We start from the raw sequence: 18,268 nt of genomic DNA, 5'->3' as shown, positions 1-18,268 counted from the left end.
CGTCCTCAGGCCGTCGTACCCGTCACGCAGTCGGCCGGGGAAGTGCCCGGGTCCGTCAGCGCCAGGCCGAGCGAGGCGCGTTCGGTGACCCAGCGGGTCGGGCGGTGACGCGGGTCGCCGGTCGTCGCGTGCAGCGCCCGGTGCAGCTCCAGCATCCGGGCCGCGCCGATCCGGTCGCCCCAGGCCAGTGGGCCGACCGGGTAGCCGAGACCGGTCGTGACGGCCAGATCGATGTCGGCGGGGGTGGCCAGCGCGCGTTCCGCGATCGAGGCCGAGACCGACACGACCGAGGCGAGCAGCCGCTGGGCGACCGAGCCCGCCGTGTCCCTCACCACCGACACCGCGAACGGCGCACCGCCGTCCGCCGCGCGTGCCAGCACCGCGCGGGCGTCTCGCGCGGCCGCCGGCTCGGCGGCCGGGGTCACGGCCAGCACCCGGCGGCGTCCGGCCGCCGGCAGCGGGTCCACACCGAAGGTGCGCCCGGCGGGCAGCCGGTGCGCGGCCACCGCCGAGGCGACCGTGGTGCCCCAGACCGGGACCAGCACCAGGGCCTCGCCGGACGGCTCCGGACCGGACTCGACCGTGGCTCCGGCGGCGGCCAGCGCCTCGCGCAGGGCGGCCGCGTCCCCGTCCGGGGCCGGGCCGCAGGCGAACACGTGCACCGGACGGTTCGCGTCACCCACGATCGGCGCCTCCGCCTGTGGGGCGGGCGCCTCGGGACCGTACGCGAACCAGCCGCGTCCGGTCTTGCGGCCGTGCAGCCCGGCCGCCACCCGGTTCGGGGTGAGGTAGGAGGGGCGCAGCCGGTCCTCGTGACGGAAGCCGTCCCAGATCGAGTCGATCACCGCGGCGGTCACGTCGAGTCCGGTGAGGTCCATCAGCTCGAAGGGGCCCATCCGCAGGCCCAGCACGTCCCGCGCGATCCGGTCGATGCCCGCCGGGTCGCTGACCGTCTCCTCCAGCAGCGCGAGCGCCTCCGTCACCAGTCCGCGTCCGGCGTGGTTGATGAGGAAGCCGGGGGTGTCGGCGACCGTGACGGCGCGGTGTCCGCAGCTCTCCACGAGGTCCGTCAGCAGCGGCGGGATGTCCGGGCGGGTGGCCGCGCCCGGCACGACCTCGACGATCCGCATCAGCGGGACGGGGTTGAAGAAGTGCAGCCCGGCCAGCCGGGCCGGGTCCTTCAGCGCGGCGGCGATCCGGGTCACCGACAGCGAGGAGGTGTTGGTCGCGAACACCGCCGAGGCGGGCAGCACCTGCTCCAGCCGGCCGAAGACCTCCGCCTTGGTGGCCAGGTCCTCCCGCACGGCCTCGATCACCAGCCCGACGTCCGGGCCCTCGGCCCACGGGTCGTCCAGCGGGACCAGCCGGTCAAGGGCCGCGGCCGCGTCCGTCGCGGACATCCGGCCCTTCTGCACGGCCCGGTCGAGCATGGACCGCACGAAACCGGTCGCCTCCGTCACCGCCTCCGTCCGTACGTCGCACAGCTCGACGGTGTGTCCGGCGACGGCCGCCCACTGGGCGATGCCGCGGCCCATGGCTCCGGCGCCGACGATCCTGATACGCATGGCTGTTGGGGTCCTCTCGGGGTGGCGGACGTGCGGGTCTGCGGCTCAGCGGAGATACACGCGGTCCGGGTCGACATCCTCGCGCAGCAGCCGCAGTTCCTCCTCCGTCGGGGGCGCGACCTCCTCGACCGTGTCGGCGACCCGGAGGTCCCAGCCGGTCGCCGCCCGGACCTGCTCGACGGTGACGCCCGGGTGGACGGCGACCAGCCGAAGCTCCTCGCCGACGCCCTCGCGGGCCAGGATGCCCAGTTCGGTGATGACCCGGGTGACTCCGGCGCCCAGCGGCCGGATGCCCTCGGCCAGCGCGCGGTCGGGGCCCGGGGTGGTGCAGAAGTCGAGTTCCGCGGTGAAGGAGCGCGGATTGTGACGGCGCATCACGACGAACACCTCCCGGGAGTTGGCCATCACCTCGACGGCGCCCCCCGAGCCCGGCAGCCGGACCGACGGGCTGTCCCAGTCGCCGATCACCGAGGTGTTGAGGCTGCCCCAGCGGTCGATCTGCGCGGCGCCCAGGAAGCCCACGTCGATGTGGCCGCCCTGCAGCACACAGCCGAACAGCATGGGCATCGAGATCACCGCCTCCGCCCCCGTGATCAGGACCGCGTCGGCGATGGTCTCCGGCAGTTGCGAGGGGTGGGCGCCGCAGACCCCGGACTCGTACACCACCTCGATGTCCGGTGCGACGGTCAGATGCGCCAGTTCGGTGGCGAGCGTCGGCAGGCCGATCCCGGCGAACACCGTGCGGCGTGCCGCCAGTTCGCGGGAGGCGACGACAGAGAGCAGTTCGGACGAGGTGATCCCGACCGGTGCGGTGGTGGTCATGACCCGTTCCTTCTCGTGTCCGTGGCGCCCGGTCCCGTGCGGGCGGTCGCTGTGCCGGTGTGTCCTGGTCCTGTGCCGGTGAGTCCTGCGGAACCGCTCACAGCCTGCGCCCGTAGTTCACCGGTTCGCTGAGCGCCTCGCCCACCGCCAGCCCCGCCCAGAACTCCTCGCCGAGCTTGTCGACGTACTCCGCGTGGTCCGCCGTCCCGTGCACCCATTCGTCCAGCCAGTCCTGCAGCCGCCGCGGGTCCTTGCTGATGTGCGACCAGGCCCGGTAGAAGGCATTGTCCCGGTCGTAGTACCCCTGCGCGAAGGACGGATGCGCGCCGCGCGGGCAGCAGACGACCGCGTCGACCGCGTGGGCGGGGACCAGGGTGCGGTTCGGGTCCGAGCGGATCACCTCGTCGTCGACGATCTCCTCCACGACGACGACCGCCTTCCTCGCCGCGTACACCGCCTCGGCCTGGATGCCGGTGAGCCCCCACATCTGGGTGTTGCCACTGCGGTCGGCGCGCTGCGCGTGGATGATCGTCACGTCCGGGTTGACGGGCGGCACGACGTAGATCTGCTCGGGTTCGCCGTCCGGGCCCGGGTAGGGCGAAGTGACCTTGCGCAGATCGCTGTTGACGGACGGCAGGTCGCTGCCGCCGTAGGAGCGCAGCGGATAGAACGGCAGCCGCTGGGAGCCGGCGAGATAGCGGCAGATCATCCCGTAGTGGCTGTACTCCTCGAAGGCGAGGGGCTCGGGGTCGGCGCTCTCCACCCGGCGCCGGAGCTCGCCGAGCGAGCCGGCCGAGGAGTTGCCGACGAACGAGGAGACCAGGCGCGTCACGCAGCCCGCGGCGATCATCTGGTCCACCACGATGTCCGCGGTCATCCGGACGACCGTGAGGTCCCGGCGGCCCTGGCGGATGATCTCGTGACCCGCGGCGGTCGGGATGAGATGGGTGAAGCCTTCGAGGCAGACGGTGTCCCCGTCGTGGACGAAGGCGGCGACCGCCGCCTTCATCGACATCGTCTTGTCCTTCCGGCCGGCCTGCGTGCCGTCTGTCCGGTCCGTCGTGGCCACGGTGCTCCTCTGCGTGTGCGTGCGCGTCGGCCTACCGTGTCAGCGGTCATTGATTGCTGTCCAATACCAAATTAAGGTCGGATAGAGACGTCGGATTAATCAATTGCTGTCGAAGGAAGGGGTGGGCATGGAACTGCGCCATCTGTCCGCGTTTGTCGCCGTGGCCGAGGAACTGCACTTCGGCCGGGCCGCCAAGCGGCTGCAGATGGCCCAGCCGCCGCTGAGCCAGCAGATCCGGCAGCTGGAGAAGGAGCTGGGCGTCCAGCTCTTCGAGCGCAACACCCGGTCGGTGCGGCTCACCAGCGCCGGGGAGTCGTTCCTCCAGCCGGTGCGGACCGTCCTCGACGACCTCGACCTCGCGGTACGGGCGGCGAAGGCGGCGGGCCGCGGCGAGTACGGGCGGGTCAGCATCGGCTTCGCCGGCGCCTCCAGCCACGAGACGCTTCCCCTGCTGACCCGCGCGGTGCGCGCCGCCCACCCCGGCATCGAACTGGTCATGACCGGCCAGACCTACGCCAACGTCGCCCTCGCCCGCGTCGCGGACGGCTCGCTCGACCTGGGGTTCGTGCGGCTGCCGGTGACCCAGCCTGGCGTGACGTACCGGGTGATCGACGAGGAGGAGCTGGTGTGCGCGCTGCCCTTCGACCATCCGCTCGCCGCCCGCGACAGCGTCCCGATCGAGGTCCTGGCCGAGGAACCGTTCGTCTCGTTCCCCGCCAACACCGGCTCCACCGTGCGGGACGCGATGGTCGGGGCCTGCGAGGCCGCCGGGTTCAACCCGCGCGTGGTGCAGGAGGCCCCGGACTCGTACACGATCCTGGCGCTGGTCGCCGCGGGCGTCGGGGTGACCCTCACCGTCACCTCCGTCCAGCACATCCAGCAGAACGGCCTCGTCTACCGCCCGCTCGCCGGTCCGCCCATCCGGCGCCAGGCGGCCCTGGCCTGGCGGGCCGACAATCCGTCCGCCGCCCTGGGCGCGGTGCTCGCCGTGGCACAGGACGCCCTGCCGACGCCTGCCTCGTAACCCCTCGCCCCCATTGAGACGCCCAGCGTCTCGAATCAGGGAGAACTGGATATTGGACCGACTCAGTCAACGGTGCGAGGGTCGGCCCACACCCTTGCCGACATCTGTCCCCGCCCCGGAAGGCCCCGCCGTGCCCGACCGAAACGACGTCGTGATCTGCGAACCGCTGCGCACCCCCATCGGCCGCTTCGGCGGTGCTTTCGCCGGGCAGACCCCGGCCGCACTCGCCGCGCGCGTCATCGCCGAGGTCGTCGCCCGCACCGGGGTCGACCCCGACCGGGTCGACGAGGTGATCCTGGGGCACGCCTACCCGTCCTGTGACGCCCCCGCCATCGGCCGCGTCGCCGCACTGGACGCCGGGCTCCCCGTGTCCGTCACCGGCGCCCAGATCGACCGCCGCTGCGGCTCCGGACTGCAGGCCGTCCTCGATGCCGCCATGCAGATCAGGGCCGGCTTCAGCGACGTGGTGATCGCCGGCGGCGTCGACGTGATGAGCGCGGCCCCCTACTACACGCACGACGGCCGCTGGGGCATCAAGGGTCCCGGCCTGCAACTGCACGACTCGCTCGCCCGGGGCCGGGTCACCGCGGGCGGCGTCAACCACCCGGTGCCCGGCGGCATGATCGAGACCGCCGAGAACCTGCGCCGCGAGTACGGCATCAGCCGCGCCGCCCAGGACGCCCTGGCCCTGCGCTCGCAGCAGCGGGCAGCCCGTGCCGCGGCCGAGGGGCGGTACGAGGCGGAGACCGTTCCCGTCACGGTACGCACCCGCAAGGGCGAGACGGTGGTCACCGCCGACGAGCACCCCCGCCCCGACACCACCGCCGAGCAACTCGCCGCGCTCCGGCCCGTCATGGGCAAGTCCGACCCGGAGGCCACCGTCACCGCAGGCAACGCCAGCGGCCAGAACGACGCCGCCGCCGCCTGCCTGGTGACCAGCGCGGACACCGCCGAACGCCTCGGCCTCACCCCGCTGGTCCGGCTGGTCTCCTTCGCCCGCGCCGGGGTGTCCGCCGCCACCATGGGCATCGGCCCCGTCCCCGCCACCCGCACGGCGCTGGCCCGCGCGGGGCTCACGCTCGCCGACCTCGACCTGATCGAGCTCAACGAGGCCTTCGCCGCCCAGGTACTCGCCTGCACCCAGGAGCTGGGGCTCGGCGAGCGGGACCACGAGGAGCGGATCAACGTGAACGGCTCCGGCGTCTCCCTCGGCCATCCGGTCGGCGCCACCGGCGCCCGCATCCTCGCGACGCTGACCAGGGAACTGCACCGCCGCGAGGGGCGGTACGGCCTGGAGACCATGTGCATCGGCGGCGGTCAGGGCCTCGCAGCGGTCTTCGAGCGCCTCGCGGTCTGAGCCCGGCCGCCACACAGTCGAACGCCCCGCGGCGCAGCCCACCCGACTGCGCCGCCGCGGGCGTTCTCCGGGCTGCCCGGCGAATCATTGAGACGCCCTGCATCTCACTGCACCAGTAATTCGGTATTGGACCGTTCAAGGTCTCGGCTGGCACCGTAACGCCATCGGCTCCCCGCCGCCGCCGTCCCCCTTCTTCACCCGCGGCCCGGGGCGTCACGGGCGAGGCCCCTCGGAACCCTCGTCGCTCGCCATCCTCTTGATCAACGATGTTCACGGGAGCCCCCATGAGTGCGACCACCGCCACCGCACGAGAGCGCACCAAGGCCGCCAACCGCGCCGGGTTCGGAGCCTTCATCGGCTCGACCATCGAGTGGTTCGACTTCTACATCTACGGCACAGCGGCCGCGCTCGTCTTCGACAAGGTGTTCTTCCCGGAACTCGAAGGGCCCGTCGGCACCCTGGTGGCGTTCGCGACCTTCTGGGTCGGCTTCCTCGCCCGCCCCATCGGCGGCGTCGTCTTCGGCCACTACGGCGACCGCCTCGGCCGCAAGAAGACCCTGGTCATCACCCTTCTGATCATGGGCCTCTCCACCACGGCGATCGGCCTGCTGCCGAGCTACGCCTCGATCGGGGTCGCCGCACCGATCCTGCTGGTCGCGATCCGCATGGTGCAGGGCATCGGCCTCGGCGGTGAGTGGGGCGGCTCGGTCCTGATCGCCTCGGAGCACGCCCCCAAGGGCAAGTCGGTGCTGTACGGGGCGTTCGCCCAGCAGGGCTCGCCCGTCGGCAACACCCTGTCCACCCTGAGCTTCCTCGCGATCAGCCGGCTGCCCGACGCGGCGTTCGTCTCCTGGGGGTGGCGCCTGCCGTTCCTCTTCTCGGCCGCCCTCGTCATCGTCGGCCTCCTCGTCCGGCTGAAGGTCGCCGAGTCGCCCGCGATGGCCGCCCTGATCAGCAAGAAGAAGGTCGCCAAGCTCCCGGTCACCGAGGTGCTGCGGACCCACCCGATGCTGATCGTCCTCGGCATCGGCGCCTGCACCATCGGCCTCTCGGCCACGTACTTCAAGTCGACGTTCGCGCTCTCCTGGGCCACGTCCTCGCTCAGCTTCGACCGCAGCTCGTTCCTGACGATCATCCTGGTCGCCAACATCACCCAGATCGTCGTGCAGCCCTTCGGCGCACTCCTGGCCACCCGGATGAAGAGCTGGTCCCGGGCGGTGACCGTGATGCTGCTGCCGGAACTGGTCCTGATGCCGGTGATGTTCCTGCTGATCCGCACCGAGAACTACGGCCTCGCGATGCTCGGTGTCGCCGTCGCCACCATCCCGCACTGCCTGTACTACGCGGCCCTGGCCGGCATGCTCGCCAGCCGCTTCCCCGCCCATCTGCGCTACACCGGCATCTCGCTCTGCTACCAGCTCTGCGGCACGCTCCTGGGCGGTACGACCCCGATCATCGGCCAGTTCCTGCTGAACCGGACGGGTTCGGTCGCCGCGGTCATCGCGTATGCCGTCTTCCAGGTGGTGCTGACGCTGGGCTGCATGCTGCTGCTGCTCAAGCGCCCCAACCACGACGAGCAGTCCGGCGAGCGGCCCGTCGTGCCGAGGACCGTCCCCGTCACCGCCTGACCCCGCCGCACCCACACCACGACAGGAACGGAGGCCGGCCCGTGCCGCTGACCGTGAACGGCATCCCGGAGATCCTCGCGCTGAGCGGGCACGACCTGGGGCACTCGGACTGGAAGGAGATCACCCAGGAGCTCATCGACGCGTACGCGTCCGTCTCCGGGGACCACCAGTGGATCCACACCGATGTCGAGCGCGCGGCGTCCGGCCCGTACGGACGCACCATCGCGCACGGCTACATGGTCCTGAGCTGGGGCATCCCGATGTTCGGTGAACTGCTCCAGGTACGGGGAGTGGGCCGCGCCCTCAACTACGGGGTCAACCGCGTCCGTTACCCCGCGCCTGTGCCGGTCGGCAGCAGGGTCCGGCTGCACGCCGCGGTCACCGGCGTCACCCAGGTCGCCAGGGGTGGCGTGCAGATGTCCCGGGCCTTCACCTTCGAGCTGGAGGGCTCGGGGAAGCCCGCCTGCGTGGCCGAGTCGCTGACCCACTTCTATCCGTGACCCGTACGCGGACCGTTCTCACTCGCGCCCTCACATGAACCCCTCCCACGGACCACCGCGGAACGGGTCAGCGCCGCATGAGGACGAAGACGCCCCACCCGAGGTACTCACGCTGGTACCGGACGTGCTGCGCGGGGCCGGTGGCCAGTTCGGCGCGCAGCTGCGCGGCCAGTTCGTCGTCCGGACAGGCGTCGAGGTGGCGCCGGATGTTGAACCACTGCGCCGCGACGTACCGGTCCCAGCCCTGCTGGTCGGCCAGCACCATCTCCACCACGTCCCAGCCCAGTTCACCGAAGTGCTCGAGCAGCTCGGGCAGGGCGAAGAAGTCGTCGCGGGCGTCGGCGTGACACGCCTCGACGGTCGCCTGGTCCGGCGGCTCCAGGCGCCAGTACGGCTCGCCGATCAGCAGCATGCCGCCCGGCCGGACGGAGCGGTGCAACAGCGCGACCGTGCCGGCCACACCGCCGCCGATCCAGGTGGCGCCGACGCAGGCGGCGATGTCGACGGGTTCGTCCGCGACATGGCCGGACGCGTCACCGTGCACGAAGCCGACCCGGTCCGCCACAGCCAGCTCGATGGCCCGGTCCCGGGCCCTGCCGAGGAAGACGGTGCTGATGTCGACCCCGGTCCCGGTCACGCCGTGCTCGCGCGCCCAGGTGCAGAGCAGCTCCCCGCTGCCGCAGGCGAGGTCGAGAATCCGCGTCCCCGGGGCCAGGTGCAGGGCCCGGCCCAGGGTGGCCAGGTTCTCTTCGGTGATCGGGTTATGGATGCGATGGGTGCTCTCGCGGATGGTGAAAGTACGAGGAAGGTCCACGGCGGGGAAGTTAGGCCGCCCCGGCGCCGCCGTCCACCGGTTTACCGGTCGGGGCCCTCCCGGCCCCTTCGAGCCCGCCCGCGGGTCGCGCACGAAACCCCTGCGCCGCCCCGTACAGATAGCTGTCGGCACCGTCCAGCGTGGCGCGGCACCACGTCTCCACCTCCGCCGCCCCCATCGCCGCCCAGTCCGGCGTCCGCTCGACCATGGCGTGTCCGAGGCGCCGCCCGAGTGCGACCAGCCGGGCCCCTTCGGGCGTCCGCTCGGCCGCGTACCTGCGCAGTGCGTCGGCGGGCGAGGACGCCCCGCGCAGGACTCGCTCCAGACAGAGCGCGTCCTGCAACGCCTTGGTCGCGCCACTGGCGGTGTGCGGCCTGGTGATGCTCGCCGCGTCACCCGCCAGCAGGAACGGCGGATCCGCCGCCAGTGGCGCGTGGAAGTCGGTGACCGGGTGGTACGCCATGGACGTGTGCTCGCCCCGGCCGACGATGTCGGCCCAGTCCGCCGGGAAGTGCTCCTCGGCGATGTGCCGTACGTAGGCCTCACGTCCGGCGGCCCACGAGGCGGGGGGCGGCGGCCCGTAGACGGCGTAGGCCAGCAGCCGGGAGCCCGGCGCGGCTCCGGGGATCAGGTAGAACACCCCGTGCCCGCCCCGGAATCCGAGTGTGATCCACGCGCCGCGCAGCAGCTCCAGCGGGCGCGGATGACCGGCGAGCGCGGCGAGCGGAAGGGTGCCCCGCCACACCGCGTATCCCGCCTGGGCGGGCCGTACCCCCGGAGCGAGGGCCTCCCGGGTGACGGACCGCGGCCCGTCCGCCCCGACGACGATGTCGTACACATCCTCCGCATCCGCGGTACGGATCACCGCGCCGCCGGCGCTGCGGCGCAGTACCTCGGTGACGGGCCGCCCCCGGTGGTACCGCACGGCGCCGGTGTTCGCGCGCAGCGTGCGCCACAGCAGGCCCCAGTGACAGGGCGTCACCGCGCTCTCCTGGCGAGCCAGTTCACGGGCCGCCGGCCGCCCGTGCTCCCGGGTGAGCCAGACGCGGGAAGGCACCGGGGCCGTCGGCATGCCGGGCTCCAGATAGCCGGCCGCGACGAGCTCCTGGTGCAGCGCCGGCGGGATGACGATGCCGAACCCCCGGTCCTCCAGCGCCCCGTCGCTGCGCTCGTAGACCGTCACCTCGGCCCCGGCCCTGGCCCCGGCGATGGCCATGGCGCAGCCGGCGACACTCCCGCCGACCACCCCGATGCGTAAGACCGCTCCTGCCACGTCCGCCACCGCCTTCTCCCGGATGCTTGGCCCCGCGCGTCGCACCCATTCATCTTCAACGGTCACGGCCGGCCCGGACGGGCAGACGAAAAGACCCGGTCGGACAGCTTGGGATGTCCGACCGGGTCTTCAGCGCGTGGGGTACGTCAGCTCTGCGAGCCGCGGCTGCGGCGCATCAGCAGAGTGCCACCGAGCACCATCGCGGCGCTGGCGCCACCGGCGATGCCCAGGTTGTCGTTGGTGCCGGTGTGTGCCATCTGCGGCGGCTTGTGGTGCTTCGTGTGGTGCCAGGTGTGGGTCGGGGGGGTGTGCGGGTGCCACGTGTGGGTGGGCGGGTTGTGGGTGGGCGGGTTGTGGTGCGGGGGTGGGTCGGCGGGTTGTGGTGCGGCGGGTGCGTCGGCGGGTTGTGGTGGTGGCCGGGAGGGCAGTCGCCGTTGTGGTGGTGGTGGTGATGACCCGTCGGCGGCTTCGGCGGCTTCGGGGGCTTGTGGTGGGTCGGGGGCTTGTGGTGCGTCGGCGGCTTGTGGTGGTGCGGCGGCTTGGGGGTCTCGTTGCCGCCCTCGCCGTTCTCGCACTCGTTGCCGAAGGCCGGGTTGAGCGCGCCGACCACGTTGACCGTGTTGCCACAGGCGTTGACCGGGATGTCGATCGGAGCCTGGATCAGGTTGCCCGACAGCACGCCGGGGGAGTTGGCGGCGACGCCCTGGGCGTCCGCGCCGGCGCCGTTGCCGTTCCAGTCGCCGTCGTCACCGTCCTCGTTCTCGCACTCGTTGCCGAAGGCGGGGTTCAGCGCGCCGATCACGTTGACCGTGTTGCCGCAGAGGTTGACGGGGACGTGCACCGGCACCTGCACGGCGTTGCCCGAACCAACCCCGGGCGAGCCGATGGCGGCACCGTCGGCCGAGGCATCCGCGAAGGCGTACCCGCCGGAGGCGGTCAGGATTCCTGACGCGGCCGCCATGACGAGCACGCTTTTACTCAAGGCTTTTCGCATTGATTGCCCTTCCTTAGGACATTTCGCGCGGGCGTACTGCCCGCAGTTCATTCGTCAGCCGGCGCAGCAACCGTCGGGCCTGCCAGTTCTGCTGGGGAGCGTCCCGTCGGGCGAGCTTGACGACACCCATAACGACGCCCGGGTGGCTGAGAAACGTGGAACTTGTGAAAATCGCGCGACCACCCGGACGGACTACGAATGGACGTTCGCTTCGGGGATTCGGTGCATTCGGCAGCGATCGCCGTCAACCGGGTGAAGGAATGTTGAGGACTCAATCACCGGGCGCTTCTCGAAAGTGCTGTGGATTCCGGTCCTTCTTCGCACGGGCATCCGTGAACTCCTGGCATTCGGGTGAATGGAGATAACCAAACGTCCCGCAGCGAGTTGGGCAGTGTGCTCCGGTACGGGGCATCCAGTACGAGAAGGGTTCATCGTGATCAAGAAGGTCCTGGCTACGGGTGCCGTTGCCGCCTCCATCCTCGGTCTCGGCGCCACGCAGGCGATGGCCATCGGCGACGACGGCGGCACCACGTCGGTCAACGGCAACGGAGCTTCGCAGTCGTTCGGCAACGCCGAGACCCACGGCGACGGAAGCCCGCAGTTCGGCCTGGTCCAGGGCTCGCTGAACAAGCCCTGCGTCGGTCTGCCGCTCAAGGCCAACGTCGGTTCGCTGATCGGTCTCATCCCGATCGCGGTCCAGGACGTCAACGTCCTGTCCTCGCCGCAGAACCAGCAGTGCACCGAGAACTCCACCCAGGCCAAGGGCGACGAGGCGCTGTCGCACATCCTGGACGACATCCCGGTCCTCTCCGGCAACGGCGCCGGCAACAGCTGATCCACCTGTGCACAGGCCCGGGCCGCCGGCGTTCCTCCTGCGCGCGGCCCGGGCCTGCTGCTGCCCTCCGAGTCCAGGCCCGTGAGCGGTGCGGCGCGACGGTGACGTCGCGTGACCGGTACTGCGTCATTCGGGCGGACTTCAGGGAATCTTCATCTCGAAGAGTTTCGCTTACCGACTTAAATCGTTACGAATCACAGCGGCGGAGTTACGAGTGTTGAGAACCCGCGCTCGTGCGGCACGAAACTCGTGTCCGCTCCGGACTCCGTCAAAGAAAGGGTTGAACGTGAAGTACACCAAGATTGCCGCCGTTGCCGCCGGAGCCCTCATGGCGATGGGTGCAGCCGCCCCGGCGTTCGCCGACTCCGGCGCCGAGGGTGCGGCCGTGGGCTCCCCGGGTGTCCTGTCGGGCAACCTCGTCCAGGTCCCGGTCCACATCCCGGTCAACGTGTGCGGCAACACCATCAACGTGATCGGCCTGCTGAACCCGGCCTTCGGCAACACCTGCGCCAACGTCTGATCGCTGTACCGCCGAGGATCTCGGCACCGGGTCTGCCCCGGATCGCATCTGTTGCGATCCGGGGCTTTCCTCTTTCCTGCGTTCTCCGTCCCGGGAGTTCGCGGTACTGCCAGGATGCGGCGAAAAGACCTGGGGCCTGTTCGCCGGCCCGGGGCGCGGAGCGCCGGCGGCTGGGGGCGGACATCCGGGCGGGCGCGCGGGACGGAGTAACGACAGTGCACCACCGACAAGGCCCCGCTGTCTCGCACTCGTACCCGATTCAGTGAATAGTCATGCAATAGATCGCGTGGTTCGGGCGAGCGGTGACGAGAAAAGCCGGAAGCTCCAGTTGCCCGGCCGCATTCGGGTCGTTAGCCAGAGGGAAAGCGGCAGAAGTCACAGCTAAAGAAGGCTGGTGCGGCGCGGGGACGCGACCGAGACGGCTGCCGCCGCAGAAGGGAACCTGAAAGTGAAGTACGCGAAGACTGCTGCGTTCGTTGCCGGCTCCGTGGTTGCTCTCGGAACGGCTGCTCCCGCCTTCGCCGTTACCACCGCCACGGCTCCGAACTTCAGCCTCGACGGCGGTGTCAACCAGGTGGTGGCGGCGGCCCCGCAGGCCGTCGACCCGCTCGTCGACACGGTCGACGACGCCGCCGACACGCTGCAGAAGGATGGCACCGTCACCAAGGTGGCCGACCAGGCCACCGGTGCGGCCAAGAGCGCGGCCCCCCTCATGGGCGGTCTCCCGATCGGCGGCTGACCCGCCCCGGTCGGCAGTTCCCGTTCCGACGCCTTCCTGCGTTCTCCGGTGCCGTGTGTCCCGTGAGCGGAGGGATGGCGGAGTCACCGTTCGAGTGAAGCGCCACAACCATTCCCGTCGCCGCGAGTTGATCCAAGCGCTCAGGACAGGCGGGCAACAGAAAACCCCAGAAGGGCTATTTCATGATCAAGAAGATTATGGCCTCGGCAGCTGTCGCTGCTTCGGTCGTCGGCGCCTCCGCCGCGATCGCGCCGCAGGCCATGGCGATCGGCAACGACCAGGGCACCACCACGGTCAACGGCAACGGCGCCATGCAGTCCTACGGCAACTCCGCCACCCACGGTGACTGGAGCCCGCAGTTCGCGCTGATCCAGGGTTCGCTCAACAAGCCCTGCATCGCCCTGCCGGCCAAGGTCAACGCCGGTTCGCTGATCGGCCTCATCCCGATCTCGGTCCAGGACCTCAACGTCCTGTCGTCGCCGCAGAACCAGCAGTGCACCGAGAACTCCACCCAGGCCAAGGGTGACGAGGCGCTGTCGCACATCCTCGACGACATCCCGATCCTGTCCGGCAACGGCGCCGCGAACAACTAGCGGTTCCTGCTCCGACCCGTGGGGCCGACCCATCCACGCGGCAGCCGATCAACGGCCGCCCGGGACGCGTCGGCCCCACGTCGTGTGCCGGCGCGGCTCGGCTCCTTCGAAAGGGCGCCCGTTGGGCCGGTTGCCCCAGTGCCGTCGGGCCGTGCCCGCCGTACCGGGTATGGCCCTCCCATGGACCAGTACGACAGCAGGTACCCGCAGGACCGTCACCACAGCCCCGAAGGCGTCACACCGATCTACGACCGGCTTCTCGCCGAGTGGCGGGCGGCCCGGGGCGACCCGGAGCCGCCTGAGCCCGCGGAACCCGTCCGGCCCCGCACGGGCGGCCTCGTGCCAGCGGCGCGTACCTCCGGTGAGGCCTTCCGAGGTTGACGGGACGGTGTCGAACTTACTCGGAATCCAACCCATTTGAGTGGTACTGCGCAACTGTCGGAGCTTTGAGCGGTTGATCAGTACGTTCCAGAACGGAACGCTTCGAAAGGTGAGTCTGATGAAGAAGATGATGGCCGGCGCGGCAGTAGCCGTGTCCATGGTCGGCCTGTCCGCCGCGGTGGCCCCTCGGCCATGGCGATCGGTAATGACCAGGGCACGACGTCGGTCAACGGCAACGGTGCCGAGTCCTCGTACGGCAACAGCGTGACCCGGGGCGACGGCAGCCCGCAGGCCCAGCTCATCCAGGGCACGCTGAACGACCTCTGCCTCGGTGTGCCGGTCAAGGCCAACGTCGGTTCGCTGATCGGGCTCATCCCGATCGCGGTCCAGGACGTCAACGTCCTGTCCAACCCGCAGAACCAGCAGTGCGCCGACAACTCCGTGCAGGCCAAGGGTGACGAGCCCCTGTCGCACCTGGTGGACGGCATCCCGGTCCTCTCCGGGAACGGCGTCGCCAACAACTGACGCCGGACACACGTGCCGCGGGCGGTCCGGGAAGCCCCGGGCCGCCCGCGGTCCGTCGTCGAGGCACTCGGGTACGCAGATGCCCACCGCTCCACGGGGGGCGGTGGGCATCACGCGTACCCGGGGGCGGTCAGCCCAGGCTGCGTACCGGCAGCACGCAGTGGGCGGAGGTCGCGATGACCTCCAGGTCACCGGCGAAGGACCGCAGCGTCTCCTCGGTCACCGGGCGCCCCGGCGACCCCTGCGGCCACGGCCGGGTGGCGAACATCGCCTGCACCTCGCCCTGTTCGCGGGCGGCCGCCAGCCACTCCGGCCGTGCCGGGTACTGGGCGGTGAAGTGCGGCAGCGTCAGGACCGCCTGACCCGCCTGGACGAGGAGCTTCACCGGGAGCCCCGGCGTCTCGTCGGCGCGCACGGGGGCGCCGCCGATGTGCAGCCCGCTGCGCTCCAGGGCGATGCGCATGGCGGCCTCACCGGCCGCCGGGCCGTCGGATCCGTCGCCGAGCGAGTAGACGAGCAGGAAGGCGACGTCGTGCCCGCCCTGGGGGTGCTCGCCGCTCCAGCCGATCAGGGTGAGAGTGCCCAACTGGGCCTGGGTGAAGGTGCCGGTGGATGTCTGGGGGGAGGTCATGTCCGGCACCCTAACCGTCTGCGACCGGTCGATCTCCATGCGTATCACCCGATCGGGGGAGAGTTGCCGACATCGGCGGCCGGGCGCACCCGCCCTTCTGTCCTGCGGCACGGCCGACAGGCGGCCGAAACAAATGGGTTGACGACTCCTGAGCGCTGCGGGCTATCGTGTGCAGTGTTGCGGACGGCGGACGAGACCGCTGATGCCGGACCGTGTGGTGAACCAGGAGGTGAGGTCATTGATGACTGTCGTTGCGGTGGGCGCTGCCCACGAGCCGAAGCACATCAATCCCACCCCGTGGCCACCGGCTGACCTTCTTCGAGACTTCTGCGCCGCCGCGCGCATTGCCGGGGCCACCCTGTGAAGGGTTCCCCTTGTCTTTCCCGTCCTCCTCTTCTCCTTCCTCTCTCTCCGCCACCTCTCAGGGCTCCTCCCTGTCGCACCCGCTGTCCGCGTACGGCTGGAACGACGACTGGGCGGCCGAGTTCGCCCCGTACGCCGCACAGGGGCTGCTGCCCGGACGTGTGGTGCGGGTGGACCGCGGGCAGTGCGACATCGTCACCCCGCAGGGCACCGTCCGTGCCGACACCGCTTTCGTCGTACCCCGTGACCCGATGCGCATCGTCTGCACCGGTGACTGGGCGGCCGTCGACCCCGACGGCGACCCGCAGTTCGTCCGTGCGCTGCTGCCCCGGCGGACGGCCTTCGTCCGCTCGACCTCGTCCAAGCGGTCCGAGGGCCAGGTGCTCGCCACCAACGTCGACCACATCGCCATCTGCGTCTCGCTGGCGGTGGAACTCGATCTGGGGCGGGTGGAACGCTTCCTCGCCCTGGCCATGTCCAGCTCCAGCGGTGACGCCCTGCTGCGCGACACCGCGTCGGCCGGGGACGGGGCCGCCGAGACCGTAGTCGTCCTGACCAAGGCCGACCTGGTCCCGGACGCCGTCACCCTGTCCCACCTCGTCCAGGACATCGAGCGCCTCGCCCCGGGGGTGCAGGTGCTGCCCGTCAGCTCCACCACCGGTGAGGGCGTCGACGTGTTCGCGGCGATCGTCTCCGGGGGTACGAGCGTGCTCCTGGGTGCCTCCGGCGCGGGCAAGTCCACCCTCGCCAACACCCTGCTCGGATACGACGAGATGGAGGTGCAGGCCACCCGTGACATGGACGGCAAGGGCCGGCACACCACCACGACCCGCAACCTCCTGGTCCTGCCCTCCGGCGGGGTCCTGATCGACACCCCGGGGCTGCGCGGGGTCGGCCTGTGGGACGCGGAGACCGGCGTCGGCCAGGTCTTCTCCGAGATCGAGGAGCTGGCCGGGCAGTGCCGGTTCCACGACTGCGCCCATGAGGCCGAGCCGGGCTGCGCGGTCCTGGCGGCGATCGGGGACGGATCGCTGCCCGAGCGGCGCTTCGAGAGCTACCGCAAGCTGCTGCGCGAGAACCAGCGCATCGTCGCCAAGACCGATGCCCGGGTCAGGTCCGAGATCCTGCGCGACTGGAAGCGCAAGGGCGCCGAGGGCAGGGCCGCCATGGAGGTCAAGCGCGGCCGGGTGCGGTAGCCGCGGCCCCCCTGGTCGGCGTCCGAAAACCGCGAGTGCGGCGGTGCGCGATGCCGCACACTGGACGGTGTGATGGACGAAGAGACCAGGTACGAGGCGGTGAGCAGCCGCGACGCGCGTTTCGACGGGGAGTTCTTCTTCGCCGTCGAGACCACCGGCATCTACTGCCGGCCGAGCTGCCCCGCCGTCACCCCAAGCGGAAGAACGTCCGGTTCTACCCGACCGCGGCCGCCGCCCAGGGCAACGGCTTCCGGGCGTGCAGGCGCTGCCGCCCGGACGCCGTCCCCGGCTCGGCGGACTGGAACGTCAGGGCCGACGTGGTCGGCCGCGCCATGCGCATGATCGGCGACGGTGTGGTGGACCGGGAGGGCGTCCCCGGTCTCGCCGGCCGGCTCGGTTACAGCTCACGGCAGGTGCAGCGCCAGCTGAACGCGGAGCTGGGTGCCGGGCCCGTCGCCCTCGCCCGGGCCCAGCGCGCGCACACCGCCCGGGTGCTCCTGCAGACCACCGCGCTGCCCGTCACCGAGATCGCGTTCGCCGCCGGGTTCGCCAGCGTGCGCCAGTTCAACGACACCATCCGCCAGATCTACGCCCGGACCCCGAGCGCGCTGCGGACCGAGGCGGGCACCGGACTCGGCGCCGCGGTCCGGGAGGCCCGCACCACCGGCATCCCGCTCCGGCTCGCGCACCGGGGGCCGTACGCGGCCCGCGAGGTCTTCGACCTGCTCGCCGCCGAGACCGTCGCCCGCATCGAGGAGGTCAGCGGTGAGCCCGGCGCCCGCACCTACCGGCGCACCCTGCGACTCCCGTACGGCACCGCGATCGCCGCGGTGGACGAGCGGTCCGCCGGGAGCTGGCTGGAGGCCCGGATCCACCTCACGGATCTGCGGGACCTGACCACCGCGGTGCAGCGGCTGCGCCGCCTCTTCGACCTGGACGCCGACCCGTACGCCGTCGACGAACTGCTGGCGGCCGATCCGCTGCTCGCCCCGCACGTCGCCGCCCGTCCGGGGCTGCGGTCGCCGGGCGCCGCGGACCCGGAGGAGTTCGCCGTACGGACCCTGGTGGGTCCTGCGGCGGCCGAGGAGCTCGTGGAGGCGTACGGGAAGCGCCTGGACGTGCCGTGCGGCGGGCTCACCCATGTGTTCCCCGAACCGGGCGTGCTGGCCGGTTCGGCCCCCGGCCCGCAGCTGCGCGCGCTCGCGGCGGCGCTCGCCGACGGCGAGGTCAGGCTCGACGCGGGCGCCGACCGCGACGAGGCCGAACAGGGGCTGCTGCGGTTGCCGGGCATCACCCCGGCAACCGCGGCGCTGATCCGCATGCGCGCACTGGGTGACCCCGATGTCGACCCGGCGGGGACGCCCGGCGCGTACCGGTGGCGGCCGTGGCGCTCCTACGGCGTACGCCATGCCGGGCTGACCGGCCTGGTGCGCGTCTGA

General features: G+C 71.3%; 16 protein-coding genes and 3 pseudogenes. 12 read left to right on the top strand and 7 right to left on the bottom strand.

Annotated features, from left to right (window positions below; genetic code table 11):
- Positions 1–5: 5 nt before the first annotated feature.
- The 3 genes from LNW71_RS03955 to LNW71_RS03945 all read right to left on the bottom strand — a co-directional run bounded on the left by LNW71_RS03955 (position 6) and on the right by LNW71_RS03945 (position 3,402).
- A complete protein-coding gene (locus LNW71_RS03955) occupies positions 6–1,565 on the bottom strand; it encodes a 3-hydroxyacyl-CoA dehydrogenase (RefSeq protein WP_250966943.1) in 1,560 nt (519 codons plus the stop codon).
- A 45-nt stretch (positions 1,566–1,610) separates the two neighbouring features.
- Positions 1,611–2,387, bottom strand: coding sequence for a CoA-transferase (locus tag LNW71_RS03950; RefSeq protein ID WP_250966942.1), 777 nt, complete (start codon positions 2,385–2,387; stop codon positions 1,611–1,613).
- A gap of 97 nt (positions 2,388–2,484) precedes the next feature.
- A complete protein-coding gene (locus LNW71_RS03945) occupies positions 2,485–3,402 on the bottom strand; it encodes a CoA-transferase (protein ID WP_250971892.1) in 918 nt (305 codons plus the stop codon).
- Between the two features lie 181 nt (positions 3,403–3,583).
- On the opposite strand from LNW71_RS03945, the gene LNW71_RS03940 reads away from it, so the two are divergent.
- The 4 genes from LNW71_RS03940 (at position 3,584) to LNW71_RS03925 (ending at position 7,965) form a co-directional block, all read left to right on the top strand.
- Complete coding sequence (locus tag LNW71_RS03940; protein WP_250966941.1) at positions 3,584–4,480, top strand: LysR family transcriptional regulator; 897 nt, start codon at positions 3,584–3,586, stop codon at positions 4,478–4,480.
- Between the two features lie 130 nt (positions 4,481–4,610).
- Positions 4,611–5,837: an acetyl-CoA C-acetyltransferase gene (locus tag LNW71_RS03935; RefSeq protein WP_250966940.1), complete on the top strand. Its 1,227-nt coding sequence runs from the start codon at positions 4,611–4,613 to the stop codon at positions 5,835–5,837.
- Between the two features lie 284 nt (positions 5,838–6,121).
- Entirely contained in the window at positions 6,122–7,465 is a 1,344-nt protein-coding gene (locus tag LNW71_RS03930) for an MFS transporter (RefSeq protein WP_250966939.1), read from the top strand.
- Positions 7,466–7,506: 41 nt separating this feature from the next.
- A complete protein-coding gene (locus LNW71_RS03925; protein WP_250966938.1) occupies positions 7,507–7,965 on the top strand; it encodes a MaoC family dehydratase in 459 nt (152 codons plus the stop codon).
- A gap of 67 nt (positions 7,966–8,032) precedes the next feature.
- On the opposite strand, the gene LNW71_RS03920 is transcribed toward LNW71_RS03925, so the two are convergent.
- The 3 genes and pseudogenes from LNW71_RS03920 to LNW71_RS03910 form a co-directional block, all read right to left on the bottom strand.
- Positions 8,033–8,779, bottom strand: coding sequence for a methyltransferase domain-containing protein (locus LNW71_RS03920; protein ID WP_250966937.1), 747 nt, complete (start codon positions 8,777–8,779; stop codon positions 8,033–8,035).
- Between the two features lie 10 nt (positions 8,780–8,789).
- Positions 8,790–10,061, bottom strand: a complete 1,272-nt coding sequence (locus tag LNW71_RS03915) for an FAD-dependent monooxygenase (RefSeq protein WP_250966936.1) — start codon at positions 10,059–10,061, stop codon at positions 8,790–8,792.
- Positions 10,062–10,198: 137 nt separating this feature from the next.
- A pseudogene (locus tag LNW71_RS03910) lies at positions 10,199–11,046 on the bottom strand (chaplin).
- A 433-nt stretch (positions 11,047–11,479) separates the two neighbouring features.
- Here LNW71_RS03910 and LNW71_RS03905 point away from each other — a divergent pair.
- The 6 genes and pseudogenes from LNW71_RS03905 to LNW71_RS03880 all read left to right on the top strand — a co-directional run bounded on the left by LNW71_RS03905 (position 11,480) and on the right by LNW71_RS03880 (position 14,639).
- A complete protein-coding gene (locus LNW71_RS03905; protein WP_250966935.1) occupies positions 11,480–11,881 on the top strand; it encodes a rodlin in 402 nt (133 codons plus the stop codon).
- Between the two features lie 286 nt (positions 11,882–12,167).
- Complete coding sequence (locus LNW71_RS03900; RefSeq protein WP_250966934.1) at positions 12,168–12,401, top strand: chaplin; 234 nt, start codon at positions 12,168–12,170, stop codon at positions 12,399–12,401.
- 448 nt (positions 12,402–12,849) lie between these two features.
- Positions 12,850–13,140 (top strand): hypothetical protein, encoded by a 291-nt coding sequence (locus LNW71_RS03895; RefSeq protein WP_250966933.1) that lies wholly within the window; start codon positions 12,850–12,852, stop codon positions 13,138–13,140.
- 182 nt (positions 13,141–13,322) lie between these two features.
- Positions 13,323–13,733, top strand: a complete 411-nt coding sequence (locus LNW71_RS03890; protein ID WP_250966932.1) for a rodlin — start codon at positions 13,323–13,325, stop codon at positions 13,731–13,733.
- Positions 13,734–13,913: 180 nt separating this feature from the next.
- Positions 13,914–14,114 carry a hypothetical protein gene (locus tag LNW71_RS03885; protein ID WP_250966931.1) on the top strand — a complete coding sequence of 67 codons (201 nt, stop codon included), beginning with the start codon at positions 13,914–13,916 and terminating at the stop codon, positions 14,112–14,114.
- Between the two features lie 118 nt (positions 14,115–14,232).
- Positions 14,233–14,639: pseudogene (locus LNW71_RS03880) on the top strand (rodlin).
- Positions 14,640–14,769: 130 nt separating this feature from the next.
- Here LNW71_RS03880 and LNW71_RS03875 read toward each other — a convergent pair.
- On the bottom strand, positions 14,770–15,270 hold the full coding sequence (locus LNW71_RS03875) for a DUF5949 family protein (protein ID WP_250966930.1): 501 nt from the start codon (positions 15,268–15,270) through the stop codon (positions 14,770–14,772).
- 374 nt (positions 15,271–15,644) lie between these two features.
- Here LNW71_RS03875 and rsgA point away from each other — a divergent pair, with 374 nt between their 5' ends.
- Together rsgA and LNW71_RS03865 are read left to right on the top strand one after the other, a co-directional pair.
- Positions 15,645–16,829, top strand: a complete 1,185-nt coding sequence (gene rsgA, locus LNW71_RS03870) for a ribosome small subunit-dependent GTPase A (RefSeq protein ID WP_250966929.1) — start codon at positions 15,645–15,647, stop codon at positions 16,827–16,829.
- A gap of 72 nt (positions 16,830–16,901) precedes the next feature.
- Positions 16,902–18,268: pseudogene (locus LNW71_RS03865) on the top strand (DNA-3-methyladenine glycosylase 2 family protein).

The organism is Streptomyces sp. RKAG290 (assembly GCF_023701695.1).
Taxonomy (GTDB): domain Bacteria; phylum Actinomycetota; class Actinomycetes; order Streptomycetales; family Streptomycetaceae; genus Streptomyces.
Note: the sequence above shows the minus strand (reverse complement) of the source record. Positions and strands in the feature narration are given on the sequence as shown.